The organism is Dyadobacter sp. HNCC25DJ185, assembly GCF_056895195.1.
Genome location: NZ_JBXHAR010000004.1, coordinates 531,027 through 556,916 on the forward strand (window position 1 = coordinate 531,027; position 25,890 = coordinate 556,916).

The window sequence follows — 25,890 nt, forward strand, 5'->3', positions numbered from 1 at the left end:
AAAAATGAAATTAGCCGCAATCTGTTATTCAGCGCTGGCCGCTTCTCTGCTTCTGGCAGCGTGCAAAAAAGAAAAAGAAGAAGAAACTCCAACTGAAAAGGTTCCAGGCTTTGATATCAGTTCGTTGGACTCAACCGTCAAAGCCTGCGATGATTTTGATACATATGCCAACGGAGGCTGGAAAAAGAAGAACCCAATTCCCGGCACGGAAAGCCGCTGGGGCGCTTTTGGCATCCTCGATAAAGAAAACAAGGAAGTAAGGCTCAGAGGCATTATTGAGGAAATCACCAAGCTGGAGGATCGTAAAAAAGGCAGCGAAGAGCAGCAGATCGCTGATTACTACCAATCCTTTCTGGATACTGCGACCATTGAAAAACGGGCTTTGGAACCTTTGAAACCGTATTTGGATAAAATCAATGCCGTTACTTCCCTAAAAGACCTGTCGGCTGTTGCCGGGGAAATGCAGAAAGTCGATGTCGCCAATGTTATTGGATTTGGTGTGGAGGGCGATTTGCGAAACAGCAAAATCAATGTGTTGTACCAGGGACAGGGAGGTTTGAGCCTGGGTGAGAAAAGCTATTATGAGCGCACCGATTCCAGCACCGTAAAAGTAAGGGCCGAATTTGTGAAACACATCGACAAAATGTTCTCGCTCGCCGCGTTCACAGACCCCAAACCGGGACAAACGATTCTGGATTTTGAAACAAAACTGGCCAAACTGCAGCTTACCAATGTAGAGCTACGCGATCCGGTAAAGACGTATAACAAAATGTCTTTCAAGGACTTCGAAAAGCTGACACCAGATTTCGACGTGAAGATATTTGCCGACAAGCAGGATATCAAAGCAGATACAGTGATTGTACAGAACAAGGCATATCTCCAGAATCTCAACACTTTGCTGAAAGCCACGCCGCTTGCGACATTGAAACAGTATAGCAAATGGCAGCTCCTTTCCCGCTTTGCCGGTTACCTTCCAAAGCGCTTCGATCAGGAAGATTTTCGCTTTTTCAGCACGGTAATGCGTGGTACCAAGCAGCAACGGGCGCGGGTTGAGAGGGCGATACGTTCAACGGACGGGCTACTTGGAATGCCTTTGGGAAAACTGTTTTCTAAGAAGTATTTCCCAGAAGAAGACAAGAAAAAAGTTTCTGATATGATCGAAAATGTACGCTCGGTTTATGGGGAGAGAATAGATAAACTGACCTGGATGAGTGATTCGACCAAAGCAAAAGCACATAAGAAGTTGAAAGCATTTACCTATAAAATTGGGTATCCTGACAAATGGAAGGATTATTCGTCCATTAAAATCGAAAAGGATAAGCTGTTCGAAAATGTGATCGAAGCATCGTTGTACCAGCACAAGGAAGAGGTCGATAAAATTGGCAAGGAGGTGGATAAAAAAGATTGGCTGATGACGCCCCAGACCGTGAATGCCTACTATAACCCGCTGAACAATGAGGTTGTATTCCCGGCCGGTATCCTGCAGCCGCCTTTCTATAACCGTAATGCGGATGATGCCATTAATTACGGCGGTATCATTGCAGTGATCGGTCACGAATTTACCCATGGTTTCGATGATCAGGGATCTCAGTTTGATGACGAAGGAAACCTGAAAAACTGGTGGACCGCTTCCGACCGTGCCAATTTTGACAAGCTGACCAAAAAATACATCGACTATTTCAGCGGGATCGAGGCATTGCCCGGTTTCAAGATCAATGGCGCCCTTACCATTGGAGAGAACGTAGCCGACCTCGGCGGATTAACATTGGCCTATTATGCATTGGAAAAATCGCTGAAAGGCAAAGCTGAGCCTGCGCCAATCGACGGATTCAACTGGAAACAGCGTTTCTTCCTGGGATGGGCGCAGGTATGGCACATGAACACTACCGATGAGGCATTAAGAAACCAGGTACAAACCGACCCGCATTCACCAGCAAAAGACAGGATCAACGGCCCGTTACCGCAATTGAAAGAGTTCGAGGCAGCCTGGAATTGCACTGCCGGAAGCAAAATGGCGCTGCCGGATTCTGCCAGGATCGTGATCTGGTAACTACTTACCGGCAAGATATTTGTTCCTGTAAACACTTGGACTGCACCCCTTAGCCTGCCTGAACTGGCGGGCTATATTTTTGCTGTCGCTTAAACCCATATCCAGCGCGATTTCGAAGACAGACATATCCGTATCCAGTAATTTTTGCGAGAACTTTTCGATTCGCAGATTGAAAATGTATTTGTAAATGGGGTAGCCGGTTATCTCCAGAAACCGCTTTTCCAATGCCCTGCGCGACAGCGGAACTTGTTTTACCACTTCCTCTACATGCAGGTTTTTGTCGATATTCTGGTGAATATACTTCAAAGAAGAGGCGATATAGTCATCGTTCGTGGCGTAAATATCCGTCGAATGCCGGGTAATCACCTGCATGGGTTTTACAATGATATCATAAAAATCGTCCGTACCATTTTTGATCATATGGTCCAGTAATTTTGCTGCGTCGTATCCTCCCTTTTCGACATCCAGTGCGATGCTGGAAAGCGGCGGGTCGGACAGGTCACAGATCATCTCATCATTGTCGACACCGAGTACAGCCACCTCTTCCGGAATCCGGATACCCACCTGCCGGCATGCCTCGGTGATGTGCTGTCCCTGATTGTCGTCGCAGGTCATCAGCCCAATGGGTTTTGGAAGTGATTTAAGCCACCGGCTCAGCGAACTGGGCTTATAGTACCAAAGCTCCGTTGATCTCGCCTTTTTATGTTCAAAATAATGGACCTTATGGCCTTTTGCATTTAATCTCTCCTCAAAACCCTCTGCCCTCTCCCGCGACCAGACGATATCATTGAAGCCGTAAAAAGCAAAATTCGTGAAGCCCTTTTTGAGAAAATAATCGGCCCCCAACTGCCCGGCTTCGTGATATGCGCCGGTAATGTTAGGAATTTCAGTAAAACGCTCCTTAAAATCCTGGGCAATGACCGGTATCTCCGCTTTCAGGATCTTTTCTATTTCTTTGTTGTAAAGTTGCCCGACGATACCATCTGCGCCCCACTCCAATGCCCATTGCAGGATCCCATCGATACCAATGGTTTCGCGGTGAAACAAAGGCATCCGGCAAAAAACCCACGGCCCGAATTCTTTTGAATAGGCATTAATTCCCTTCATCAGGCTCTTGCTGTATTCTTCGGCGAAATCGAGAAGCAGAATGATTTTGTACATGGCAGGGAAGCTGTCAGCTATTAGCCATTAGCCTTTTTTAGAAAATGTCTTTGATGCTGGTGATCGTGTCGTTGGTGATCAATGGTTTGGCCCAGATTCCTATGCTCAAGATATAACCTAATGGGATTAATAAAAAGAGCATAGCCATTTGCAACCCGAAAAGCTCACCCAATCCTCCGACGATCAACGGCACCACCGCACCTCCGGCGATTCCCGCACACAAAATGCCCGAAAACGTTCCGTGGTGACGTGGTACGGAATTCAGCGCAAGTGAAAATATAACTGAATACATCACCGAGGCAAAGAAGCCTGTTACCGGAAATGCCAGCAAGGCCAGGTCTTTGGATCCGAACAGCGCAGCAAACAACGAAACAACTGCTCCGGAAGTAAAAAAAATCAGCACTTTGCGACTATCGATCAGTTTCAACAGGATCAGGCCCAAAAAACACCCCACTGTTAACAAACCCCAGAAATAGGAGATAACCGAAGCGCCGGTCGTCGCGGGATCTACCTGGTGGTAGGTCTGTAAAAATTGGGAGATCCAGTTCGCAATGCCTTGTTCGGTACCCACATAGGCGAATATGCCCAGGAAAAACAGCCAAACGAATTTATTGCCTGCCAGTTCAGTAAATGACTTTCCGACATCGATCCGCTCGTCTTCCAATAACTCCACTTTGGGAAACTTCACCAGCGAGATGACTACGACCATCGCCATCGCGATCACCGCAAAAACCCAGTACAATGAAACCCATTTGAGATTTTCAGGCACCAGGTTATTCAATATGCCGATCAAAAAGCCGGATTGGCCCGAATGTACATTGGCCACCAGATAACTATAAAGCAACGGGCTCAAAAATGAAGCCGCGCCAAAAAAAAGCTGCGCCAGAACGGAAAAGAATGCAAACTTCTCCTCTCCCCCAGCCACCCGTAACAAAGGGTTGATTACTACCTGCAGCATCGCCATACCTATGCCGATCATGAAAAGCGAGAACAATGCTATGGAAAATCCGGGGATCAATGCAAAGAGGAGCGCGCCCATGAATGCCAGAAAAAATGCCAGGATCAGGATCTTTTTTTCTCCGTATTTCTCCACCATTAACCCTGCCGGAATGGACATTACCCCGTAAGCGACGAAAAAAGCAAAGGGCAGAAATCCCGCCAGACCAATGCTCAGATCAAAACTTTTGACGATATCAGGAATAATCGGCCCAAGAATATTGGTAAGGAAGGAGATAACGAAAAAGATCAGCAGGATCAGAATGACAATAAAAATATTTCTCTGCATGAAAGAGGTGCCTGGGTTTAGAAATCTAATTTAACTTTTATTCGGCATTACTTCAAGCATCCAGTAGTGCCGCAGCACCAAGCAAAGCAATGTTTTCATTTTCCGAAAGCAATAAGGTCAGGCGCCGCAGTGACTCGGGATAAGCGAAATCTTTCAGACTATTTAACATGCTCTCCTGAAAAAACCGGTTGGCTTTGGCGATCGAGCCACCCAATACAATTGCCTCCGGATCATAGGTATACATGATCGCCTTGATCACAGCGCCCAGATGCACCCCGAATTCTTGCCAGACTTCAATAGCCCTCGCATTGCCACCCAGTGCAGCCTCATGGGCATCGAACGCATCGACGCCCAGTGCATCTTCGAAAAAGCGGTTGCAAACATAATTTTCCAGTATTGAATCTTTGTAAGGCAGCATCCCTATCTCACCTGCTCCGCAATTATTACCCGCATACAGCTGATTATCAATGATGATCCCCGACCCCAATCCTGTTCCGATAGCCATTCCGATCACTGAACGATACTGCTGCGCCAGCCCGAACCGATGTTCGCCGAGGATAAAACAGTTGACGTCATTATTGATGGAAACCGGCAAATTGAATTCATTCTCCACGATATCTTTCAAGGCGACCTCTTCCCAGGAAGGGATGTTCATTACATTGTACACAATCCCTTTGCTGATATCCACCACCGAAGGGACACCTATACCGATCCCTTTCACCGGATACTTCGTAAAAGGCCTGATCAGGTCCATCAATTGATTCAAAGTAGACGGAAGCGAGTGCTTATTTTCCAGCAATGTCTTGTTCTGCCAGGTAATCGACCCGCCCGACTCTATCCCGGCACGGATGTTCGTGCCGCCGATATCTACACCTATGTTCATCGAGTCTTTGGAATGTTGAGTGGTTTTTATGTTATCGAAGAGATTGTTATTTAGCCGCTAAAATGCTCGTTCTGCTTGCAGTTCCGGCTGCATCAAAACTTTTTAGCTTAACTGTTCCCGAGATCCTGACTGGAGCGGTGTATACAGCTGATGTCACGGTTGGCTCCGAACCATCCATCGTGTAGCGGATCGTCAGCCCCGGAAGCTCCACATTGGCTTTCAGCTCGCCATTTTCAATGATTGCTCCCGGCATGGGAACGCGGTAGTGATAGCCGCCATTCAGGTATTTCAGTCTTGGCAAATGATTCTGCGCAATGGTGTTGGCAAATACGTTCCAGCCTTCCTGTATCATTTTCTTCCGGGTCACATCGTCGGCGACATTTTCCCATTTACGCTCCTTCCACGCGCTTTCCGCAAAACCCAGCAGCTTGGGCAGGATCGAATACTCCATCATATCCCTTCCTTTGATTGTCTCGCTCCAAAGCTGGGACTCCACGCCGTACACATTCTTCCTAGCCTCCGGTTTCATCAGTTGCTTGCCGACAAACTCTTCTTTCATAGGCTTGCCCATGGCCGTTTCTTCGGTCGTTTTAAACATATTGTAAGGCGAGAACGTCCACATATCTCGGGCATCGACAAATCCAGCCCAATACAATCCCGGCTCTTTGGGATCATTATTGTAGGACATATCGTAATAGAAGTTGGTTACATTGCAGAGGATCACCTGATAGCCATCGTTCGCCATGCGGTTGCCCAGGTCCACATCAAATACGTTGTTCCAGATGTACGGAAAAACAGGATGTCCCACGAATTCGGGATTGGACAGATAAGCTCCGGCGGGCGTTTTGGTCAGAGCCACCTCTTCCCAGCCGTGCACTTTCAGGTTTCTTTTTTCGAGTCTTGGCAAAAGCTCCCTGAAGAAGTAAGCCTGCAGGCTTTTGGGGCCCTTAAGCTCAGGGTGATCTTTCAAAAGCTTGTCGATCATTGGCGATTTCGTCCACACACCTTCCGCCACTTCGTCACCGCCGGTATGGAAAGTATCCATGGTCAAGCCGGCTTCTTTGTACATTTTGCCGATTTCGTCCACGACCTTTTCATAGAAATGGTAGACCGACTCCCTCGCAACGCAAACTACATTGTTCTTATAACCCTGGGCCGATAAATACACCGACTTATCATCAGGATCGATCAGGCGATACTCGTTTGCCTCCTTTTCCTTACCTTCTTTCATTAACCTTTCATAACGCGCCTCCATAGACTTGATCGCCGCCAGTGCGTGCCCGGGGAAATTCACTTCCGGGATTACCTTAATGTGGCGTTCGTTGGCGTATTTTAAAATCTCGATGAAATCAGCTTTGGAATAGTAACCGCTTCCGTGCTTGTCTTTGTCATAAGCGACCGGCCCGGATCCATAACTTGGTTGCAGGGCGGGTGCATTCATGCCGGAAGTATGCTGGCGTTGCGCCCCCACTTTGGTCAGCTCCGGCAACCCGTCGATTTCAAGCCGCCAGCCCTCGTCTTCTGTGGTGTAAAAAAGAAAGTGGTTGACTTTATACGACGCCAGCAGGTCCAATAACCTTTTGATGGATTCTTTGGTCTGAAAATTCCTTCCTACGTCCAAATGCATACTCCTGAAATGGAAGCGCGGTGCGTCTTCCACCTGCACATAGCCCAGTACCGCCGAATCCGCCTTTTTGATGTAAGATTCAGTGGGTATCAATTGCAAAAGGCTTTGAACTCCGTAAAAAACCCCTGCGGCATCGCTACCGGTGATCGCTACGCCATTTTGATCTACATTCAGCTGATAGGCTTCTTTGGCAATACCATTTACATTTACCGCGCCAGTTTTCAGCACGATCGCTGGTCCTGCAGCGCTTTGAGGTAATCCCTTTTGAATGGGAAAATCAGTACCGGTAACTGCTTTCAGTTTCTCGATCAGCAGCCTGGCTTCTGTTTCCAGGCCTTCCTGATAAAATACATTGGCCTTATTGGTCAATGTAAATGTGCCGGCACCCGAAGTCATTTTCACCGGGCTTGGGATAATTTTTAATAGCTGATCCGCGCCTAATGTGGTGAAAGCCAGGTTATCCTTGTAACGTGTTTCAGCAGTTGGAAGAGGTTTCAGATCCCTGCTACCTCTCAATATCTGTTCTTTGGTGGTAAAAGGCTCAACCGTGAAATCGGCCACCTGAACAATGTCTTTCTCTTTTCCTTCTTTGTCATAAAAAACAAAATACAACCCCATCGGCGCATCTGTTTCCTTGATCACACCCTCGGTACCTGTATAGGTGATCGTTACCGAATCGCCGGGAGCTAATTTGAAATCCTTCGCGGCAACCATTTGGTACCAATCGCCATTGATATGCTCAATTACGGCAGGCTGAGGCGTTTTGTTGGAATGGATCGGGCGGGGTGACATGCTGAAAAACAATCTCCAGTTAGTCCCGTCGAGTGTTATATCGCTGCCATTTTTTAGGGTAAATTTTGCTTCAAAGCTACCTTCAGGTTCGATAAAATTACTGACGAGTTTCCAGGAAATACCGATTTTCTCGGCCTGTTCCCTGGTTATCTCTCCGGATTTACCGCAACCGATCAGCAGGATTATACAGAGGATGAGGAGTTGATAATGCAATGATCTTTTCATAAAGTTTAAGAAGCAGATGGTGTTAGAACCTGAAAAACCGGTTGTATGCAAAACCGGATCGGCAGATATGATTATTACTGATAAGTTGGCAAAATATACTAGTCTTTCGGATTTCCCATCGCAAGAAATCATTTAATTGCCCGGCTGATAGCCTTTCCAAAACATATGCACGTATTAAAGCCTTAAACGGCTTATTATGGAAAAACAATCAGGCACATTTTCAAGATTGCTTTCGCTCGACGCCATGCGCGGGTTCACCATTGCAGCCATGATCATGGTCAATTTTCCGGGCAGCGAGGAACATGTGTTTCCTACATTGCATCATACCATTTGGAACGGATTAACCTTCACAGACCTCATTGCCCCCGTCTTCCTTTTTATTGTAGGCGTTTCCATTGCATTTGCCTATTCTAAAAGACTGACCGTAACCGGACCGAAAACGGACCTCTATAAGAAAATCATCGTCCGCTCGCTGAAGATATTTGCGGTAGGCATGTTTTTGAACCTGATCCCGTATTTCAACTTTTCAGACCTGCGGTATACCGGCACCTTGCACCGCATTGCGATTGTGTTTCTGGTTTGCGCGGTCCTTTTCTTAAATACCACCTGGAAACAGCAGCTATATCTGGGCATCGCGATCTTAATACTCTACTGGCTTGCGATGGTCCTGATCCCTACACCCGGTGCAGGAAAAGTCATGCTCGAACCTGGCAATAACCTGGCTGCCTGGATTGACCAGCAGTATTTGCCCGGCAAAATGTGGCAGGGCAACTGGGACCCGGAAGGAATTCTGAGCACCTTTCCCTCCATCGTGACGGGTATCAGCGGTATGCTGGCGGGACGGCTTATGCTCACTAACCTCACACCCAATGAAAAAAGCAATTACCTGATGTCGGCGGGCTTATTTGTTTCCGCCGCAGGTTATTTCTGGGGTTTAACCTTTCCTGTGAATGAAAATCTGTGGACGAGCTCATTCGTACTGGTCACCTCCGGTTTTGCCTCCATGCTTTTGGGAACGTTATATTTTGTCATTGACATCAAAGGCTGGAAAAAAGGCATCGCACCGGGCCTGATCTTCGGGGCTAATTCCATTGCAGCCTATGTGCTGGCCGATATCCTCGCGTTGTTTTTTTACCTATTAGAAATCGGTGGAAAAACCCTTAATGAGATGGCGGTGGATTCAATGTCCGAAGCTGGCATGGACCCGCGCCTGGCCAGTATGTTGTATGCCGTATCATTTGTATGCATCAACTTCATTCCCGCCTATATACTCTACAAGAGAAAAATCTTTATCAAGCTTTAATGGGACGATCCACGATTTCCGGAAGGTTTGCTTGCTTTTTTGCGATACTGCTGACGACGCTATACTTTCAGCCCGTCAAAGCGCAATCCATTGATTTTTCCAATGCCAAAATTTTCGTCAATACTGCCGATAAAAATACGGTATTGAGAAGTGTGGAGATATTGCAATCGGAGGTAGAAAAGCGGAGCGGCGTTAAGCTGGCTATTTTGAAACGATTGCCCAAAACAGGCAGCCTGATTGTTATTTCCGCCGAAAAAGATGTTGGTAAGCTTCCGGAAAATTACCGCTCGGCACTCTCATTGCTTCCGGCAATCACTGGCGAAGGCTTAAAGGTTTTGGTGGTGAAACAAACCAATACCGTCCTGGTCGTGGGTAAGGACGCGCGGGGGATTTTATATGGTATAGGCCGGCTTTTACGGAATATGGAACTTGCGCCGGGGCACATCGCATTGCCTGCGGACCTGGCGATCTCAACCAGTCCAAAATATCCGCTGAGAGGACATCAGCTGGGTTACCGGCCCAAAACCAATGCATATGACGCCTTCACGATAGAAAGGTTTGACCAATACATCCGTGAACTTGCCTTATTTGGCGCCAATACTATAGAAATCGTACCTCCGCGCACGGACGATGATTCTACCAGCATCCATATGAAAATCCCGGCTGCCCGGATGATCGTGGAGCAGTCGCGGATCTGCAAGTCGTACGGACTGGACGTTTCCATCTGGTATCCTAATATGGATAAGGATTATATGCATCCCGATTCCATCGCGAAGGAGTTAAATGAGCGTGAACTGGTATTTGCGAGTCTTCCGAAGCTCAATGCCGTATTTGTTCCGGCGGGCGATCCGGGTGAGTTGGAACCGGACGTTCTTTTCGCCTGGCTTGCCAAAGAGGCGGACTTGCTTCAAAAATACCATCCCAATGCCAAAATATGGGTTTCGCCACAGGTTTTCAGGCCAACCCAAAAGTGGTTTGACAACTTTTTTATCCACGCCAACAAAGCGTATCCCTGGTTTGGAGGCGTCGTTTTTGGGCCCTGGGTAAAAATTCCGGTACACCAGATCCGCGAGCTGCTGAAACCCGACATCCCAATCCGCCACTACCCTGATATCACCCACAATTACAGTTCCCAATACCCGGTGCCGCATTGGGACCTTGCTTATGCCATGACCCTGGGCAGAGAAAGCATCAACCCACGCCCCTTTGATGAAAAAGCCATTCACAATGCATTGGACCAATTTGGGATTGGAAGTGTAAGTTATTCCGAGGGGACCAATGACGACGTGAACAAATTTGTGTGGAGTGACCAGGACTGGAACCCGGATACGCCGGTGATCGAAACGCTGAGGGATTATGCCCGTTTGTTTTTTGGGACTAAATACACCGAATCTGCTGCGCAGGGACTTACCGCTTTGGAAAGGAACTGGCGGGGCGAACTGATCACCAATGACGGGGTGGAAGTGACACTCTCCCAATGGCGGGCAATGGAAAAAGAAGCTTCTCCGAAATTGCTGCAAAATCCGCGTTTTCAAATGGGACTAATCCGGGCTTACTTCGATGCCTATACGCGTAGACGGCTGATCTACGAAACCGAGTTGGAAAGAAACGCAAGAGAAATACTGGAAAATGCACCCAAAACAGGCTCAGCAGAAGCGACGAGAATGGCCAAGGAGATTCTTGAGAAAGCCTGGAAGCAACCTATTTTTCCAGATTACCAGAAGAAATGCAGGGACCTGGCCGATTCGTTGTTCAAAAGCATTGGCGCGCAGCTTACCATGAAAAAACATGGGGCGATGTCGGGCAGGGGCAATTTTATTGACCTGATCAACATGCCGCTCAACGATTCGCCCTGGATGCTCGACCAGCTCGAAAGCATTGCGAAGCTGGGCAGCGAACCCGAGAAATTGAAAGAGATTGACCATATGCTGCACCGCACAGATCCAGGTCCCGGTGGTTTTTATGACCATTTCGGCGATCCCGAAAGCTGGTACCGCGTCGTGCCGGGGCTTTCTTGGGAAAAAGACCCGGGAAGCCTGGAATCCCCACGCATTGGATTTGGCGTGGGACTGGTGGGCGAAGAATGGGTGGACGAAATTCAGGCCACAGGCTTCAAAGGGCAGGTAACGCCCAGAGCCTGGATGATCCAGGCCAAAACGCTGTACGACCAACCGCTCAAAATACATTACGACCAGCTTGATCCGAAAGCCACTTATCGGATCAGGATATCCTATACTGGCCGGTTCCGCTCGCGCATGAAAATGACCACGGACGACGGACAGGTCATCCACGACTTTATACAGACCGGCCACCAGCCGACCTTTGAATTCAATGTGCCCAAACAAGCCAGCGCCGACGGCAGCATTACTTTTATATGGAATTGCGGCGAAGGTGAAAGGGGCTCCCAGGTAACCGAGATCTGGCTGATGAAACAATAACCTGAATTTTCTTTTCATGGAATCACCACTCACTTTACTTGATAAACTAAATGCCGGCCGCAATGTATACGGCACCTGCATGACTTCCACGGGGCCTATGTGGCCTGGGGCAGTCAGGAAAATCGGACTTGACTTTGTGTTTATAGATACCGAACATATTCCGCTCGGGAGACCTGAAATGGCCGTTCTGTGTCAGCAATTTAAAGGTTACGGCATATCGCCCATTGTCCGGATTCCCTGTCCGGATGCTTTCCTGGCTTGTCAGGCGATTGATTGCGGCGCGACCGGCGTCGTAGCCCCTTATCTTGAATCTGCCAGTCAAATCCGCGAACTGGTAGGTGCTACCAAATATCGTCCGCTCAAAGGCGAGCTGCTCCACGATTATCTGACTGGTAAAACGGAAATCCCCGCAGATCTCAAAAAGTATGTGGATCGTTTCAATGCAGGCAACATGTGCATTGCAAACATCGAGAGTGTTCCGGCCGTGGAGCGACTGGACGAATTACTTTCTGTACCCGGACTGGACGCCGTTTTTATCGGCCCGCACGACCTGTCTGTAAGCATGGGCCTGCCCGAGCAATACGACCATCCGGAATTTGAAAAAATGGTGAAGCATATTATCCGGATAACCCGTTCAAAAGGGCTGGCTGTCGGCATTCACTTTTCGCTGGAAGCCGAACGCCAGGTACAATGGATGAAGGAGGGTGCCAATATGGTGGTACACAGTTTCGATATAGCCCTGTTTGCGCAAAAACTTCAAGCAGACCTCAACAAAATCAAAACCGCAGCGGGGGATGAGATTCGGAGTGGCGGACCGCAACTGATTGTCTGATTATTTTTTACCTTCCCACATCATCAAACCTTCAATCAATGCGGTCAATTGCTCAAAAGGCATATTGGGCGTAAGATAAGCATGAGGGCCCATCGGGTCGTCCTGCCATCTATTGTTGCCGCCATCGATGATGATCTTGCCTCTTTTTAAGCCAAAATACGGTAAAGCACCCCGCACGGCAACCAGTACGGCAGTCTGGTCCCAGCTCATGCGGCCTCCCGCATCCTGCTTGCTGAGCGGCATGGACATTGCAAATACATCTTTCACCGGGCTGTTCAGCTTTTCATTGGCGACTACCCGCAAGCCGGTTTTGACTTCTTTTCCAATTTCAAATCCGCTGAAAATAATTTCAGTAGGCCATTCCGCGAATACCTTCTGGGAAGCGACGGAATCAATAAGAACATTGTATTCCCGCCCTGACGGAAATGCACCTGCCATGGAAACGAGCTGCTTCACTTTTTTTCTGACAAGACTGCTTCCCGGAAGCGGCGAATAACTGTCCGGCTTCGAATCCAGCAAATCTGAAAGGTTTGTCAGAAAACCGATAGTCACAATGGTTACGCTTTGATCAGGTTGTTTGGCAAGGATCTCGCGATATGTTTTCACTGCGTCGGGCGCATCGGAAGTTTTAGCGATTTTATGCGGATACTTTTCAGCCAGCATGGCCGGCCATTTCTGGAATGCGCCATAGCTCGCACCGTTGCCTTTTGGCGCGCCGGTAGGAAGTTCCGGCCTGCCAAAGTAAGTGTTCAATATCTCAATAACAGGCACAACCAGCTCATCTTTGTTGGAAGCGATCACGGCCAGCGGCTTTACTTCCCCTTTGTCGGCCAGTGCATGCATAACCGCCATGGCTCCCACATCATCGTAATCCGGACCTATGTCGGTGTCCAAAATAAGGGTATTGGTAAATCTGCCGGTAGTTTGGGCGTGTGAGGCAGAAACTGCAAAAATGCAAAGGGTAAATAAAACTTTATACATGATTACCGCTGAAACGCTGTATGGGGCAAACGCTGATGACATATTCGTTTAACCCAGCCATTCTGCTGCAAGTTCACCCAAATTTTTCAATCTTTAAACACCTGAAATACCTGTTTTTCTTTGCCATCCAGAATTTCAATTACATAAAGACCCCATACGTATTCCGGACCAGACAGGTCGATCCTACCGTTTTGTAAAAATCCCGTGGCTGTGAAATTACTTTTGTGGAACAACTTCCCGTTGATGCCATATACATTCACCCTGACTTCCTTCCCAGTCTCAGCCTGATAATTGACAAAAAACATCCCTTTTGACGGGTTCGGATAAACAGTCCATTCTATCGTTTCATCAAAGACCACCGGCCTGACCCTGGAATAAGTGTAAGTGCTGTCGCTATCGGTCATTTTTAAACGATAATACCTTACCCCGGATTTGTCAGGAGTCTGATCCGTAAAATTGTATTTCCCGTTTTTATTCGGTCCACCCGCGCCATTGACTTCCGCCAATTTTGTAAAACGGTTTTGCCTGTACGCTTCGTTACCGGTCGCCACTTCAATATCAAAATGGTCAAAGTTCTCCTCGGAAGCCGTCAGCCATTCCAATACCACGTCGTTACTATTTTCATCGCCTGTTTTCTTTTTGGCATTAAAACTGATCAGTTCCACGGGCAAAGAATTGGTATTACCGATAAACCCTTTGGCAAGCCAGAATTCGGAGAAATTTTTAACCCGCATTTCGACATAATACCCCTTGTCATAGGGTACCATCGCGATTTGGCCCGAAGGGTGAAAGGACCAGTTCCCGCCTGTGCTGTTTGCAAGCAAGCTGTCCTCTTTGGACTTGTCGTTATTGTGGTACTTGGAAACTCCCAGTTTATAGGCATTATCAGGTCTGGCACAACCTGCGCAGCCGCTGGCGCCGATCAATGTTTCGCTTTCAGTGTCAAGAAGATAAAGCCGGATACCTACAGAATCGGCCAAATTGGTGTTGGCTGGCTTGATGGTGTAGTTGCGGTTCAGATAGTATTGATTACTGGCGTTCCGGATACCAGATGTGTTGATATAGGCCTGGACCTGCGTTTCACCCAGATTCTGCCCGTTGGGATTAACGGAGGCGATCAATTGTCCATTTTGAATAAAGTGGACCCAGTTATTGCCACCGCCCGGATTTTGCGAAACGGGTGCCACCATGGTAGCGCCGTCGTAGATACCGCTGGTTTTATTGTAAATATGAATATCGTCCACCGCAATTCCTTCCCGGTGCGTGAAACTATCCGAGATCAGCACAAAACGAACTTTGAGATTTGAGAAACCAGTTGGCAGCGGAACAGTCGCCACATGCCAGCGAACATAGTCCTGCACGCTCCATGCGCCGCTGCCTGCATAAGTCTTGTTGTACCAGTTCGTACCCTGCCCGGAGGAGCCCAATCTTGTCCAGGCGCCGCCATCCCCTGAATATTCCAGATAAACATAATCGCAGGGAGCAGGGTCGCACACTTCTAAGTCCAGCGCAACGCTGAAACTCAATGTAGGATTGGCAAGGCCGCCTATTGCAAAGCACGGGGAATACAGATAGGATTCTTCACGATCGTTGTGACTGCCTGAGAGATTGGTCTTCCATATTTTGGCGCCGCTCGCAGCCGTATTAACCACCGTAGAAACGGGTGTGCCATACTCCCAGGAGTTATTAATCCCCTTCGAAAACCAATATCCGTCCCCTTCTTCAAAATCTTCCATATAAGGGAAAGTGCTGATAACGGGAGCGTTGAAGAATTCCAGCGTGAGTGTATCATTGTCGTGATAGCCGTCGCTGGGCAGTGCACACCATACTTTAATTTGCTGCCTCCCCAATGTGGCTAAATCGGCTTTCACAGCAAAGGTGTAGTTCACAGTCGATCTTTTAGCAATAGAAGGAATCGTGTCTCTCACAATTGTTCCGTCCGCGAGCTCATATACCAGTGGTATCTTGGCCGCTGTTTTGGCTGAACTGTTGCGTATGCTGATTGTGACCGATTCCTGGTTACCCAAGCCGCAGCTTGCAGCGACGGGTGTTACCAAGCCTATCATTTGTATATCGTCGACGACCGCGTAAATTTCAATGTCATCAAAAGAATATCCGGCACCGTTGTAATAATCTGCGGTGACCATTTTACCCCATTGCCCCAGACGAATCTGAAAACTCGAAGAAAAATTTTCGCCATTCACAGAAAGCAGGTTGCTCAACTCAATCCCGCCTGGCGTTTTGTAACCGTCCTGGGCGAGGTTCTGATTGGCAAAAAGGTCGTACGCTTCAATCCATGGGTCGGTATCTTTTCCCCTTATCCATACCTTGTTATTGGCATTGATCTTCTGACCGTGGTTTTTGTACCTGAAATTCAATCGCAAATCGGTGTCCTCTACATGAAATGCGGACAGGTTAAATGTCCCATCAAGAAAATTAGTGTTACCCAATGAATAATAGCGATTTGCATCCAGCGTGAGCGCTCGTTGACCGGAATACGCAATACCTGAGTTAATAAAAGTCCTGACACGGCCGGCATCAGAGCTCGATGAAAAGTCATACCGGCCATCCCCTTTCAGGCCCGTCTGATTACTTACAACTGCCTGGACCGGAAGATATTCCAGGTCATCCAGAAAAGGCAGTGCAATAGGCTGATTCGCCAGTTGCCTGAACGTTTTGACCAGGGTATCATTAGCAGGAACCTTGTCGCTATTGCTGTGGATATATATTTTAAAAGTATAATCACCAGGACTGGAAAGATTGGCCCCGACCGAGAAAGTATGGTCATAGGTCTTCCCTTTTTCTATAAATGGTGTGATTGTTTCAATCGGGATGGCCGTACCATTCAGTTCATAGCCTACGTCAATCGGGTCGTTTAAATCTACATCGTCCAGGTTCTTAATCCTGATCTTGACAAAAACCGTGTTACTCAACTGGGACGAGGTATTCATCCTGCCTGATCCGGAAGGCGTCAGGACCGACTCTACTTTCACATCGTGATTGGAAATATTTCCCTGACAAGTCCCTGAATCCGGCCTGCGTGAGATGGAAACGGCTTTTCTCCCGGGATGTCCATTCAACCTGGCCCGCACTGAAAAGTAATAAGTAGAATCTTTCAGCATCCCGGCCATTACATAGCTGGTTGCAGTTGTGATACCTGCAGAAACCATCTCGTCCCCCTTCAAAACCATCACTTCATAATCGGTTGCACCGGTCACCGCGGTCCAGTCCAGAGAAATATAACCTTCGCATTGCAATGATGACAAAGTAACCGTTGGAGTGCCCAGAATGGTAAATGCCTCACTGACGCTCTCCTGCCCGGTGCTGTTCTGGATCACCTTAATCCTGGCTTTATCTGTGGTGGTACCTGCCGGAATGGTCCACGGAAACTGACGGGAACCGGCGATCAGGTTGCTTCCGATGGTTGTCCAGGCACCTCCGTCATCCTGGCTGAACTGGATTGTAAAAGTGCTGGTCACATTGCCATAAGCATCCCAGTTGATATAAATCGCATCACCGTCCCTGAGGCGTTCGTTACCTATAGGATAGGTAAGCGAGAGAGAATTGGGTATGATATCGTAGACGACAAAGTACTCCTGCGCCGGATTTTGAGCAACCGAACTCCCCTTGACCGAAATTTTATAGCTGCCCTCAACAGGATTCGCAAGGATCACCTGCTCCACATTATTGATATGATCAACGCCGGTAGTCGCTACATTGTTGACTTTTGAAGGTGTAGGGTCCAGCAGCCGGGGAAGTGTCACTACAGAGGTCGACGAATTGACCACTTGAAGGTCCAGGTTGTGAACCAGGTTCTGATCAGAGAGGATGGGTGCGGCAGGATCATTCCAATAAAGCATGACTTTTAATTCCGCCGTACCGGATGGTATTGAAACCGAAAATTCCTTTGTCTCCTGATGGGCCACGTCATCAGTCCGGTAGCTTCCTGATTCCAGCATTTTTAACGACCGGAGCAGATTGAGCCAGCCGAAACCATATTTGTAATCCGGGCCATCATTTCCTTTGTCTGCAGCCCCATTCAAAAGCAAAGCCTTCATCAGTCCGTTCTTCGGGTTTTGCGCGCTATGCAACTGGCGATATCTTTCATATAATAAAGCCAGGCCGCCCGCAACCGCTGGCGATGCCATGCTGGTACCGGTCCCGGTCCCATATAAGTTCACCGGGATTGACGACATCACGCCGCTACCATGGGCTGTTATCTCAGGCTTCAAACGGCCGTCCCGCACGGGACCATGGCTCGAACTGGCCGTAATCACGCCAGTCTCTGTGGTATATCCTACACTGATCACATTTTTGGCAGTCTGATAACCGCTCAGAACATTGCCGAAACCAGCAGGGTAAGGACTGCAGCTAAAACCGCCACTATTACCGGCGGCAAATACATGCTGAAGAAAAGGCATATCAAAAGCCTGTTGATCAAGTATATAGGAATACAGGTCATAATTACCGAAAGTCTCACAGGTATTGATATCGCCGCCATAGGAGTTATTTGTAATAACCATCCCAAAATCCTGGACATATTCGGGAGCGTAGGCCAGTATATTGGAAAAGTTTTGCGAGACGATTGTCGCTTTTGGCGCATACCCGCTGTATCGCTCATTCATAATCCCGGCACCTCCCAGCGTCCCCATCACGTGAATACCATGTACACCCGCTTCTAAGGCATTTCTGTTGATCATCCGGTTGTTGAAATCGACGTGCTGCAACGGATTGGCGTCGTCGCCCACTCCAACCACCACCCCTTGTCCGCTCAGGTTGCTGCCGCCCGGCAGTGTCGAACTGAGCACATTGGCCCTGGCATCGGTGGTCGACTTGTTGTTAAAAGGTTTGTCGTCGGAAGGTATCGCCTGCACAAACTGGATAAAAGGCTGCGAAGCCAGTTCCCTTAATCTGTCAACCGGAAGCCTCAATGCGAGGACCTGATGTGCCTGATATTGGTCTGAGATAATCAAAAACCCTCTGGCTTTGAGACTGTCCCTGACCTCAGCAGGTGTAAAACTTTTTGGAAAACTGATCCACACATCCACGTATCCAGGCGTTTTAATCGCGTGGGCAGGTACACGTCCATTGGCCAGGCCCGGCTGCATTTTTTGCTCCGCTGTAAGTTCAATAATGGATCTCCCCCTGACCCGTGCAAGCGCACCGACTGCCTGGTCGCCTTTTATCGTGGCTGTGTAAGCAAAATTGGGAATGTATTCCAGTATTTCAATCCCCTCCTTTTTCAACTGCTCTTTCTCTTCCTGGGTGAGAATGTCATCAAACTGGATTATCACAAATGATTTCTGTTCCTGGGCCGAAATTCGCAGCTTGCTTCCTTGCCCGCCAGTAGCAGCCAGGTTTCTGGCGGGAGTGAACGCCCCGCTTTTCAGCATGATTCTGTAATCCTTTTCCTGTGCTTTTGCCGACACAGAAACTAAAATAAATAGGAATAGGGTTCGGTAAAAATGCTTCCATTCCATACAATTCGAAACTGATAAAGATTAGTTATTCTACTTGAACTAACGATAATATGCAAATAATTTCAGTTTATATTAAATATTCTCTACTTCCCGGGATCAATTAGTTTATCAAGCCTTTGTACCAGGAAACATATACGTCCAAAATCACTGCCGACGTATACGGGCATACATGCCGAACCCGCCAGTTTTAAATTTGGTAATTATCTGGGCACTCGATTAACTTAGTGTTTTCTAAAGTCGCACAAGCCGACACGCATATGGATTTATACGGTTTAATCGGGTACCCACTCACGCACTCATTTTCTAAAAGGTATTTTACAGATAAATTTGTCCGGGAAAAGATCAAAGAGAGCAGTTATGAGCTTTTTGAAATGAAGTCCCTGGAAGAGCTTCCTGTTCTGCTGAAGAAGAAAGTGGACCTGAGGGGCCTGAACGTCACAATCCCCTATAAAAAAGACGTCATTGCTTACCTGGATGACCTGGACGATGCTTCGGCGGAACGGATTGGGGCCGTCAACACCATTAAAATATACGCCGATGGAAGTACGAAGGGCTTCAACACCGACTACTATGGCTTCCGGCAATCCCTGATCGAATGGCTCGACCGCCGAGGGGAAACCTGCAGTAATTTCAAGGCCCTGGTACTGGGAAACGGGGGTGCCGCCAAAGCGGTGATGGTCGCCCTGGACGACCTGCATGTGGAATTCAAGCTCGTTTCGCGCCAGAAAAGCGACGAGTCGATCCAATATGAAGAGCTTACTGAGGGGATCATGAACGACTATCTCCTCATCATCAATACCACGCCGCTGGGCACATTCCCTAAAACCGACGAATGTCCTGCACTTCCGTATCAGTGGATTACCAGGAAGCATTTTCTGTACGACCTGGTATATAACCCTGCCGAAACCTTGTTTTTAAAGTATGGGCACGACAAGGGAGCAGCAACACAAAACGGACTGAAAATGCTTCAGTTACAGGCTGAGAAAGCCTGGGATATCTGGACGACCGAGGAAAATTTGTGGAGTATTTAGTTTTTGGAATAAAAAGTCCATAGATCTTCCTCCACCTTTTCTGATCCGGTAAAGATCCCTTTGGGAACCGGTGCCGCAATACCATCGCCAATCCGAACAGAACCCTGGCAACGCCGGATTTCGTCCCATAAACCTGATTCAAGAAATGCATTGATCACCATGGCGCCCCCTTCTACCAATACAGACTGTATTTTGCGCTGGTGCAGGCCCGTTAACAACTGCTCGATCTCATTGTTTCCGGCGGATATCTGCATATAATTTAAGGGAAAAGCGTCCGCATATCTTTCAGGGAATGCATTAACCGGCGTCTGTTCCTGGTAATTCACGATTATAGTGGGTTGTGAACCGTCCAAAAGCGCCAGGTTTCCGGGAAGCTGCAAATATCTGTCCAGTACAACCCTGACCGGGTTTCGCCCGGCCCAGTGCCGCACATTCAGTCGTGGGTTGTCGTTCAAAGCCGTCTTATAGCCTACAAGTATTGCATCTTCTTCGGTTCGCCATTTGTGGACCCTCACATCGGATAAAATCCCACTGATCTTCACTGGCGCTCCTGCCGCAGGTCCCAGAAAACCGTCGGCTGTTTCGGCCCATTTAAGGATAACGTAGGGCCTCTGAAAGTGCATAGCCGTAAAAAACCGTTTGTTGAGTTCCAGCCCCGCGGCAGCGAGCAGGCCCACACTTACTTCCGTGCCTGCATTCCGCATACGCCCGATCCCTCTTCCCGAAACCAGCGGATTGGGGTCTTCGTTGCAGATGACAACCCTTTTCAGTCCTTTATTGATCATCAAATCGGCGCAGGGAGGCGTTTTTCCATGATGGGAGCATGGTTCAAGCGTTACGTAGGCAGTCGATTCGGATAGCAAATGCCCGTTTCCCTTTTGCTCGGCATCCTCCACCGCCCACACCTCCGCGTGCGGCCCACCATACTGACGGTGCCACCCTTCACCAATGATCACATGATTGTGCACAATCACGCAGCCGACCATCGGATTAGGACTGACACTCCCACGGCCATATTCTGCCAGCTGCAAAGCCCTGCTCATCCATTGCATATCCGTCTCCATCTCGCAAAAATACAAACGTCCTTTTAAACTCATCTTTCGCGAGTTGCCATAATTTGCTAACTTTCCGACATTGGATTAAAAAACATTGAAAATGACTTCGGCACGCCAGCTATATCAATATATATTAAAAAGCATTAAAGTTTATCCCGAAAAAGAAGCGCAGGCGATCGCATTCATGCTGCTTGAGCATTATGTGAGGCTTCGCAACATCGATGTCCTGGTTGACCGGCCTATCCCTGAAAACACTGCGCAACCGGATTGGGATAATATCATCGAGCGTCTCAATAACAACGAGCCTGTACAGCATATCATCGGGTCTACCGAATTTTGCGGCCTTGAGTTCCGGGTTTCCTCGTCGGTATTGATACCCCGTCCGGAGACGGAAGAGCTTGTCAGAATGGTAACGCGTGACTATGCCGAACCCGAAAAAAACATTTCGATCCTCGACATCGGGACCGGCAGCGGATGTATCGCCATTGTACTCGCCCGTTTTCTGCCCCACGTATCGGTACATGCCTGGGACGTATCCGACGAGGCGCTTGAAGTTGCCAGGGAAAACGCACGCCAGCTGATTGCAGATGTTACATTCGCAAAACAGGATATGCTGAACGTTACTTTTCCCCTTCCCGGAAATGTCATCCAGTTCGACTGCCTGGTCAGCAATCCACCCTATGTTACCTACTCCGAGCAAGAGCACATGCGGCCCAATGTGCTGCGTTTTGAACCCCACGAAGCACTTTTTGTAGAGGACAGCGATCCCTTGCTTTTCTATAAAGCCATCGCTGACTTCGGTACGCATTACCTGAAACCCGGTGGCAGATGCTACGTAGAGATCAACGAGCATTTCGGGACAGGCACCAAGCAGGTTTTTGAAGAGCGCAATTACAAGAATGTAGAGACCCTCCGTGACATACACGGAAAGGACCGGTTCGTAAGGGCAATCTGGCGATAGGACTGTTGTTACCTTCGTTCTGCAGGCCCTTGAAGGATTGAGAAGCATCATTGCATCCCCTTTCAGAAGCGGGGGCAGGCAGAAATGCCGAAAAGCCAAGAATAAGACACCAAATCAACAACCGCAATACAGGTAGCAAAGCATTTAGATGTATATAGAAAAAATCAAAGAAGTACTCGATGAGATGGGGAAGGTGGTTGTAGGGCAGGATAAATTGCTCAATCGGTTGCTAATAGGACTTTTTACGGGGGGCCATATTTTGCTGGAGGGTGTTCCAGGATTAGCCAAGACACTCACGATCAATGTCATGGCGAAAGTCCTCCATCTTGAATTCAAGCGTATCCAGTTCACGCCTGATCTCCTGCCCGCGGATTTGATCGGAACAATGATCTACAAACCTAAGATCGGCGACTACGAAGTAAAAAAAGGACCCATATTTTCCAATTTGATCCTGGCCGACGAGGTTAACCGGTCTCCGGCAAAAGTACAGTCTGCATTGCTCGAAGCAATGCAGGAAAGGCAGGTTACCATTGGAGATGAAACTTTCCTGCTGGACCGTCCTTTCGTGGTCCTTGCTACCCAAAACCCCGTCGAACAGGAAGGCACGTATCCACTTCCCGAAGCTCAAATCGACCGGTTTATGATGAAGGTGTACGTCGATTACCTTGATAAAGCCAAAGAGCTGGAAGTAATGCGGCGTATGTCGGACATTAACTATGATTACAAGATCAGGCCCATACTTAACAAAGAAGACATTTTCGCGATCCGCGACCATGTGAACAAGGTCAATATTTCGGACACGCTCGAACGGTATATTATCGAACTTGTATTTGCGACCCGTCGCCCTTTGGATTATGGCCTGCGGGACGAAGCGCGCTATATCCAGTTCGGTGTTTCGCCCCGTGCGACGATTTACCTTAACAGAGCAGCCAAAGCACTAGCTTACCTGGAAGGGCGGGATTATGTATTGCCGGAAGATATCAAGGAACTGGCACCGGACATCATGAACCACCGGATCCTGCTGAACTATGAAGCAGAAGCCGACGGTGTGCGTACCACGACCATCATCGATTCCATTTTAAGAAAGGTAGCGATAGGCTGATCAGGGTACAGGGTCGTGACCATGCCCTCCCCAAGGGTGACACCTCGAAAAGCGCTTCAAACCCAGCCAGAAGCCTTTTATTGCGCCATGTTTTTGCACTGCCTCAATCATATACTGCGAACAAGTGGGCGTATACCGGCAGGAATTGGGGAGGTAAGGCGATAGCACTCCCTGGTAAATCCGGACCAACCCTATGAGTAAAAATTTCATTTCTCTTCTTGTCCCAAAGTAGTATATTTGACAATTAACATCACCTACGCATGATTTCGTATATATTGTGGGACGCCAGTCCTGAAATCTTCACAATCCCCGAATTTTTTGGTCTTGGCCCTTTTCCCGTGCGTTGGTACGGGCTTCTTTTTGCAGCGGGTTTCCTGATCGGCCAACAAATTATGATCTATATCTTTAAAAAAGAAGGAAAGTCTCTGGAGGATATCGATGCACTTACCTTATACATGGTGCTTTCAACAGTTATTGGCGCCAGGGTTGGGCATTTCCTGTTTTACGAGCCGGAGGTACTTTTCAAAAATCCGATGGAGGTGATCCTTCCTCCATATGCAGGGCTCGCGAGTCATGGGGCTATTGTAGGTATCATTACAGGGCTTTGGCTCTATTCGCGTTCCAGAAAAGCAACCGGGCAGACATTCTTCTGGGTAGCCGACAGGATGGTGATCACCATTGCGCTGGGCGGCGCTTTTATCCGGTTCGGCAACCTGATGAACTCCGAGATCGTGGGCAGACCTACGGATGTGCCCTGGAGCTTTATTTTCCTTCGCAACACTGAATTCAGGCAGATACCACGGCACCCGGCCCAGCTTTACGAATCCATTTCTTGCTTGGTCCTATTTTTCGTTTTGCTTTGGATATGGAACAAGTACAAAGCGGCCACGCCACGCGGATTGATGGTAGGGGTGTTCTTCGTATGGGTGTTTACGCTGCGCTTTTTATACGAGTTTCTCAAGGAGAACCAGGAAGCGTTCGAAGACAATTATGTATTGAACATGGGACAGCTACTGAGCATTCCCGCTGTGCTTTTGGGCATTTACTTTATCATTCAATCCCGTCGAAATCCTGTGCAGCCCGCATCATAGCTTAAATAACACCAAAGCAACCGGTCGGCAACCGAAAATGCTTTATTTTGACTAAATTGAATTGAAAACTGAACAAACCCAATTCCAGTCAAAATGAAGACATCATTTATTTTCGCGCTGTTCCTGTCTTCTGCGATACTTTTTAGCAGCTGCGGTAGCAAAGAAAAAGAAGAGGAAAAACAGGAAGAAAAAGCCAAAGAAGACAGTCCGACGGATGCACTTCAGGCATTTGCAGATAAAGCAAAAGCAATCGGCGACCGCGAAACCGTTGACCCAGTAGACTTTCGGAAATTGAAGGATCTCCTACCCCAAAAATTGGTCGGCCTGGACCGTACCGAAGCTACCGGCGAAAAATCCGGTGCAATGGGCTTCACCGTCTCTACCGCAGAAGGCAAATATAAAGGCTCCGCCGATGAATCCGTTGACATTGAGATCGTCGATACCGGCGGGATCGCGGGGGTTTCTACAATGGCACTAGCAGCATGGACAATGGCTGAAATCGATAAGGAAACGACTACCGGCTATGAGAAAACCACCAAAATCGACGGTTATAAAGCTTTTGAAAAATATAATAACGAAAGCAAATCCGGCGAAATCAACGTGTTGGTCGCTGATAGGTTTCTGGTTAATATCGAGGGGGATCACATTTCCATCGATCAGATGAAAGATGTTTTGAAAGAAATAGATCTGGCTAAACTGGCGGAGTTTAAATAGCATTCAAAATGCAAAAACAGAAGCATCGTACTTCTGTTTTTGCCAGGTTTTAGGAATGTAAAAGATCAGACTGAGGGAACACCTTCCCCAATAACCACTCAGATCGTAGCGAAGTCGACCTTATCTCTTAAAATTTGCTTGGCCTTGACCAGTTGGTTTTTGACGGTGTTCTTGGATATCCTCAGAAACTCCGCGATTTCCTGATAGGACTTCCCTTCTTCAATATTCAGTTTCAGGATCAATTTTCTCTTGATAGACAGGGAATCCACAGCTGCCTGCACCAGGCCCAGCCTTCTCTCACTCTCTTCCCGTTCATCTTCTGCCGCACTCTTAATCGCCTCCATATAATATCTGCGGAGCTGATCGCTTTTTTCTATCTTTTTGAAATGATCAAAAGCCATATTCCTTAAACAGGTAAACAGATAGGAATTGAAATTATAGTCCGGCTTGATCTGGGCACGTTTGACCCATATTTTTATAAATACATCCTGAACCATATTCTCTGCTTCTTCTTCGTCTTTCAGCAGCGAAACGGTAAACCGCAAGGCAGGCGTTTTGTAGTAATTGTAGAGTTCTGCAAAGGCCGCTTCATCGCCTTGCGTAACTTTTCTGATAGTGTTCTCGTCAGGATAGGCCACGGTTGTAAAGGTTTATCTTAATATGAAAGGGTTTGGGATCAACAAATGAATTATACCAAAAAGAACTTTTATTCTTACTTAGATACCATTTTATAAATACGTCAAAGATGACAAATATTTATCATTTCTGACTTAACATTCAAGTGTGTTGAGAAAAACAAAGTTGTTTGAAAAGCTGGTATGGCAACTGAAAATTTCGCCATTTAAAAAATCACCAGGGTTTTCTTTTGAGCGGTGTCCT

The 25,890-nt window shown here is 47.9% G+C and carries 18 protein-coding genes; 9 read left to right on the forward strand and 9 right to left on the reverse strand.

All coding sequences use genetic code 11. From position 1 onward, the window contains the following. Positions 1-4: 4 nt before the first annotated feature. The gene (locus AC1XUF_RS14155; protein WP_483342447.1) at positions 5-2,050 is read left to right on the forward strand and encodes a M13 family metallopeptidase; all 2,046 of its coding nucleotides are present in this window, start codon (positions 5-7) and stop codon (positions 2,048-2,050) included. On the opposite strand, the gene AC1XUF_RS14160 is transcribed toward AC1XUF_RS14155, so the two are convergent. Genes AC1XUF_RS14160 through AC1XUF_RS14175 form a run of 4 tightly spaced genes read right to left on the reverse strand, consistent with a single transcriptional unit; the run spans position 2,051 to position 8,023 of the window. Next, complete coding sequence (locus tag AC1XUF_RS14160) at positions 2,051-3,211, reverse strand: XylR family transcriptional regulator (RefSeq protein ID WP_483342448.1); 1,161 nt, start codon at positions 3,209-3,211, stop codon at positions 2,051-2,053. 37 nt (positions 3,212-3,248) lie between these two features. Further along, positions 3,249-4,496 (reverse strand): MFS transporter, encoded by a 1,248-nt coding sequence (locus AC1XUF_RS14165; RefSeq protein ID WP_483342449.1) that lies wholly within the window; start codon positions 4,494-4,496, stop codon positions 3,249-3,251. Positions 4,497-4,548: 52 nt separating this feature from the next. Next, on the reverse strand, positions 4,549-5,379 hold the full coding sequence (locus tag AC1XUF_RS14170; RefSeq protein ID WP_483342450.1) for an ROK family protein: 831 nt from the start codon (positions 5,377-5,379) through the stop codon (positions 4,549-4,551). Positions 5,380-5,425: 46 nt separating this feature from the next. Next, the gene (locus AC1XUF_RS14175) at positions 5,426-8,023 is read right to left on the reverse strand and encodes a family 20 glycosylhydrolase (protein WP_483342451.1); all 2,598 of its coding nucleotides are present in this window, start codon (positions 8,021-8,023) and stop codon (positions 5,426-5,428) included. Between the two features lie 196 nt (positions 8,024-8,219). Between AC1XUF_RS14175 and AC1XUF_RS14180 the strand changes: the two genes are divergently transcribed. From AC1XUF_RS14180 to AC1XUF_RS14190, 3 genes are read left to right on the forward strand one after another with little or no spacing between them, the layout of a single operon-like run. After that, on the forward strand, positions 8,220-9,326 hold the full coding sequence (locus tag AC1XUF_RS14180) for an acyltransferase family protein (protein WP_483342452.1): 1,107 nt from the start codon (positions 8,220-8,222) through the stop codon (positions 9,324-9,326). Beyond that, positions 9,326-11,764 (forward strand): hypothetical protein, encoded by a 2,439-nt coding sequence (locus AC1XUF_RS14185; protein WP_483342453.1) that lies wholly within the window; start codon positions 9,326-9,328, stop codon positions 11,762-11,764. Before AC1XUF_RS14180 ends, AC1XUF_RS14185 begins: the two co-directional genes overlap by 1 nt. A 16-nt stretch (positions 11,765-11,780) precedes the next feature. Beyond that, entirely contained in the window at positions 11,781-12,596 is an 816-nt protein-coding gene (locus AC1XUF_RS14190) for an HpcH/HpaI aldolase family protein (protein WP_483342454.1), read from the forward strand. On the opposite strand, the gene AC1XUF_RS14195 is transcribed toward AC1XUF_RS14190, so the two are convergent. Both AC1XUF_RS14195 and AC1XUF_RS14200 read right to left on the reverse strand, forming a co-directional pair. Then, the gene (locus tag AC1XUF_RS14195) at positions 12,597-13,577 is read right to left on the reverse strand and encodes a nucleoside hydrolase (RefSeq protein WP_483342455.1); all 981 of its coding nucleotides are present in this window, start codon (positions 13,575-13,577) and stop codon (positions 12,597-12,599) included. Positions 13,578-13,663: 86 nt separating this feature from the next. Next, positions 13,664-19,006, reverse strand: a complete 5,343-nt coding sequence (locus AC1XUF_RS14200) for a S8 family serine peptidase (RefSeq protein ID WP_483342456.1) — start codon at positions 19,004-19,006, stop codon at positions 13,664-13,666. Between the two features lie 308 nt (positions 19,007-19,314). Between AC1XUF_RS14200 and AC1XUF_RS14205 the strand changes: the two genes are divergently transcribed. Further along, complete coding sequence (locus AC1XUF_RS14205) at positions 19,315-20,088, forward strand: shikimate dehydrogenase family protein (RefSeq protein WP_483342457.1); 774 nt, start codon at positions 19,315-19,317, stop codon at positions 20,086-20,088. Here AC1XUF_RS14205 and ribD read toward each other — a convergent pair. After that, positions 20,085-21,185 carry a bifunctional diaminohydroxyphosphoribosylaminopyrimidine deaminase/5-amino-6-(5-phosphoribosylamino)uracil reductase RibD gene (gene ribD, locus AC1XUF_RS14210; protein ID WP_483342458.1) on the reverse strand — a complete coding sequence of 367 codons (1,101 nt, stop codon included), beginning with the start codon at positions 21,183-21,185 and terminating at the stop codon, positions 20,085-20,087. The two genes, AC1XUF_RS14205 and ribD, sit on opposite strands and share 4 nt — an antisense overlap. A 58-nt stretch (positions 21,186-21,243) precedes the next feature. Between ribD and prmC the strand changes: the two genes are divergently transcribed. Both prmC and AC1XUF_RS14220 read left to right on the forward strand, forming a co-directional pair. Then, entirely contained in the window at positions 21,244-22,104 is an 861-nt protein-coding gene (prmC, locus tag AC1XUF_RS14215) for a peptide chain release factor N(5)-glutamine methyltransferase (protein WP_483342459.1), read from the forward strand. A 148-nt stretch (positions 22,105-22,252) separates the two neighbouring features. Further along, a complete protein-coding gene (locus tag AC1XUF_RS14220) occupies positions 22,253-23,206 on the forward strand; it encodes an AAA family ATPase (protein WP_483342460.1) in 954 nt (317 codons plus the stop codon). Here AC1XUF_RS14220 and yidD read toward each other — a convergent pair whose 3' ends face one another. After that, complete coding sequence (yidD, locus tag AC1XUF_RS14225; RefSeq protein WP_483342461.1) at positions 23,207-23,416, reverse strand: membrane protein insertion efficiency factor YidD; 210 nt, start codon at positions 23,414-23,416, stop codon at positions 23,207-23,209. It lies immediately after the preceding gene. Positions 23,417-23,466: 50 nt separating this feature from the next. Here yidD and lgt point away from each other — a divergent pair, with 50 nt between their 5' ends. Continuing rightward, positions 23,467-24,297: a prolipoprotein diacylglyceryl transferase gene (gene lgt / locus AC1XUF_RS14230; protein ID WP_483342462.1), complete on the forward strand. Its 831-nt coding sequence runs from the start codon at positions 23,467-23,469 to the stop codon at positions 24,295-24,297. Positions 24,298-24,390: 93 nt separating this feature from the next. Then, a complete protein-coding gene (locus tag AC1XUF_RS14235; protein ID WP_483342463.1) occupies positions 24,391-25,011 on the forward strand; it encodes a hypothetical protein in 621 nt (206 codons plus the stop codon). A 98-nt stretch (positions 25,012-25,109) separates the two neighbouring features. Here AC1XUF_RS14235 and AC1XUF_RS14240 read toward each other — a convergent pair whose 3' ends face one another. Continuing rightward, complete coding sequence (locus AC1XUF_RS14240) at positions 25,110-25,649, reverse strand: RNA polymerase sigma factor (RefSeq protein ID WP_483342464.1); 540 nt, start codon at positions 25,647-25,649, stop codon at positions 25,110-25,112. Between the last annotated feature and the right edge of the window lie 241 nt (positions 25,650-25,890).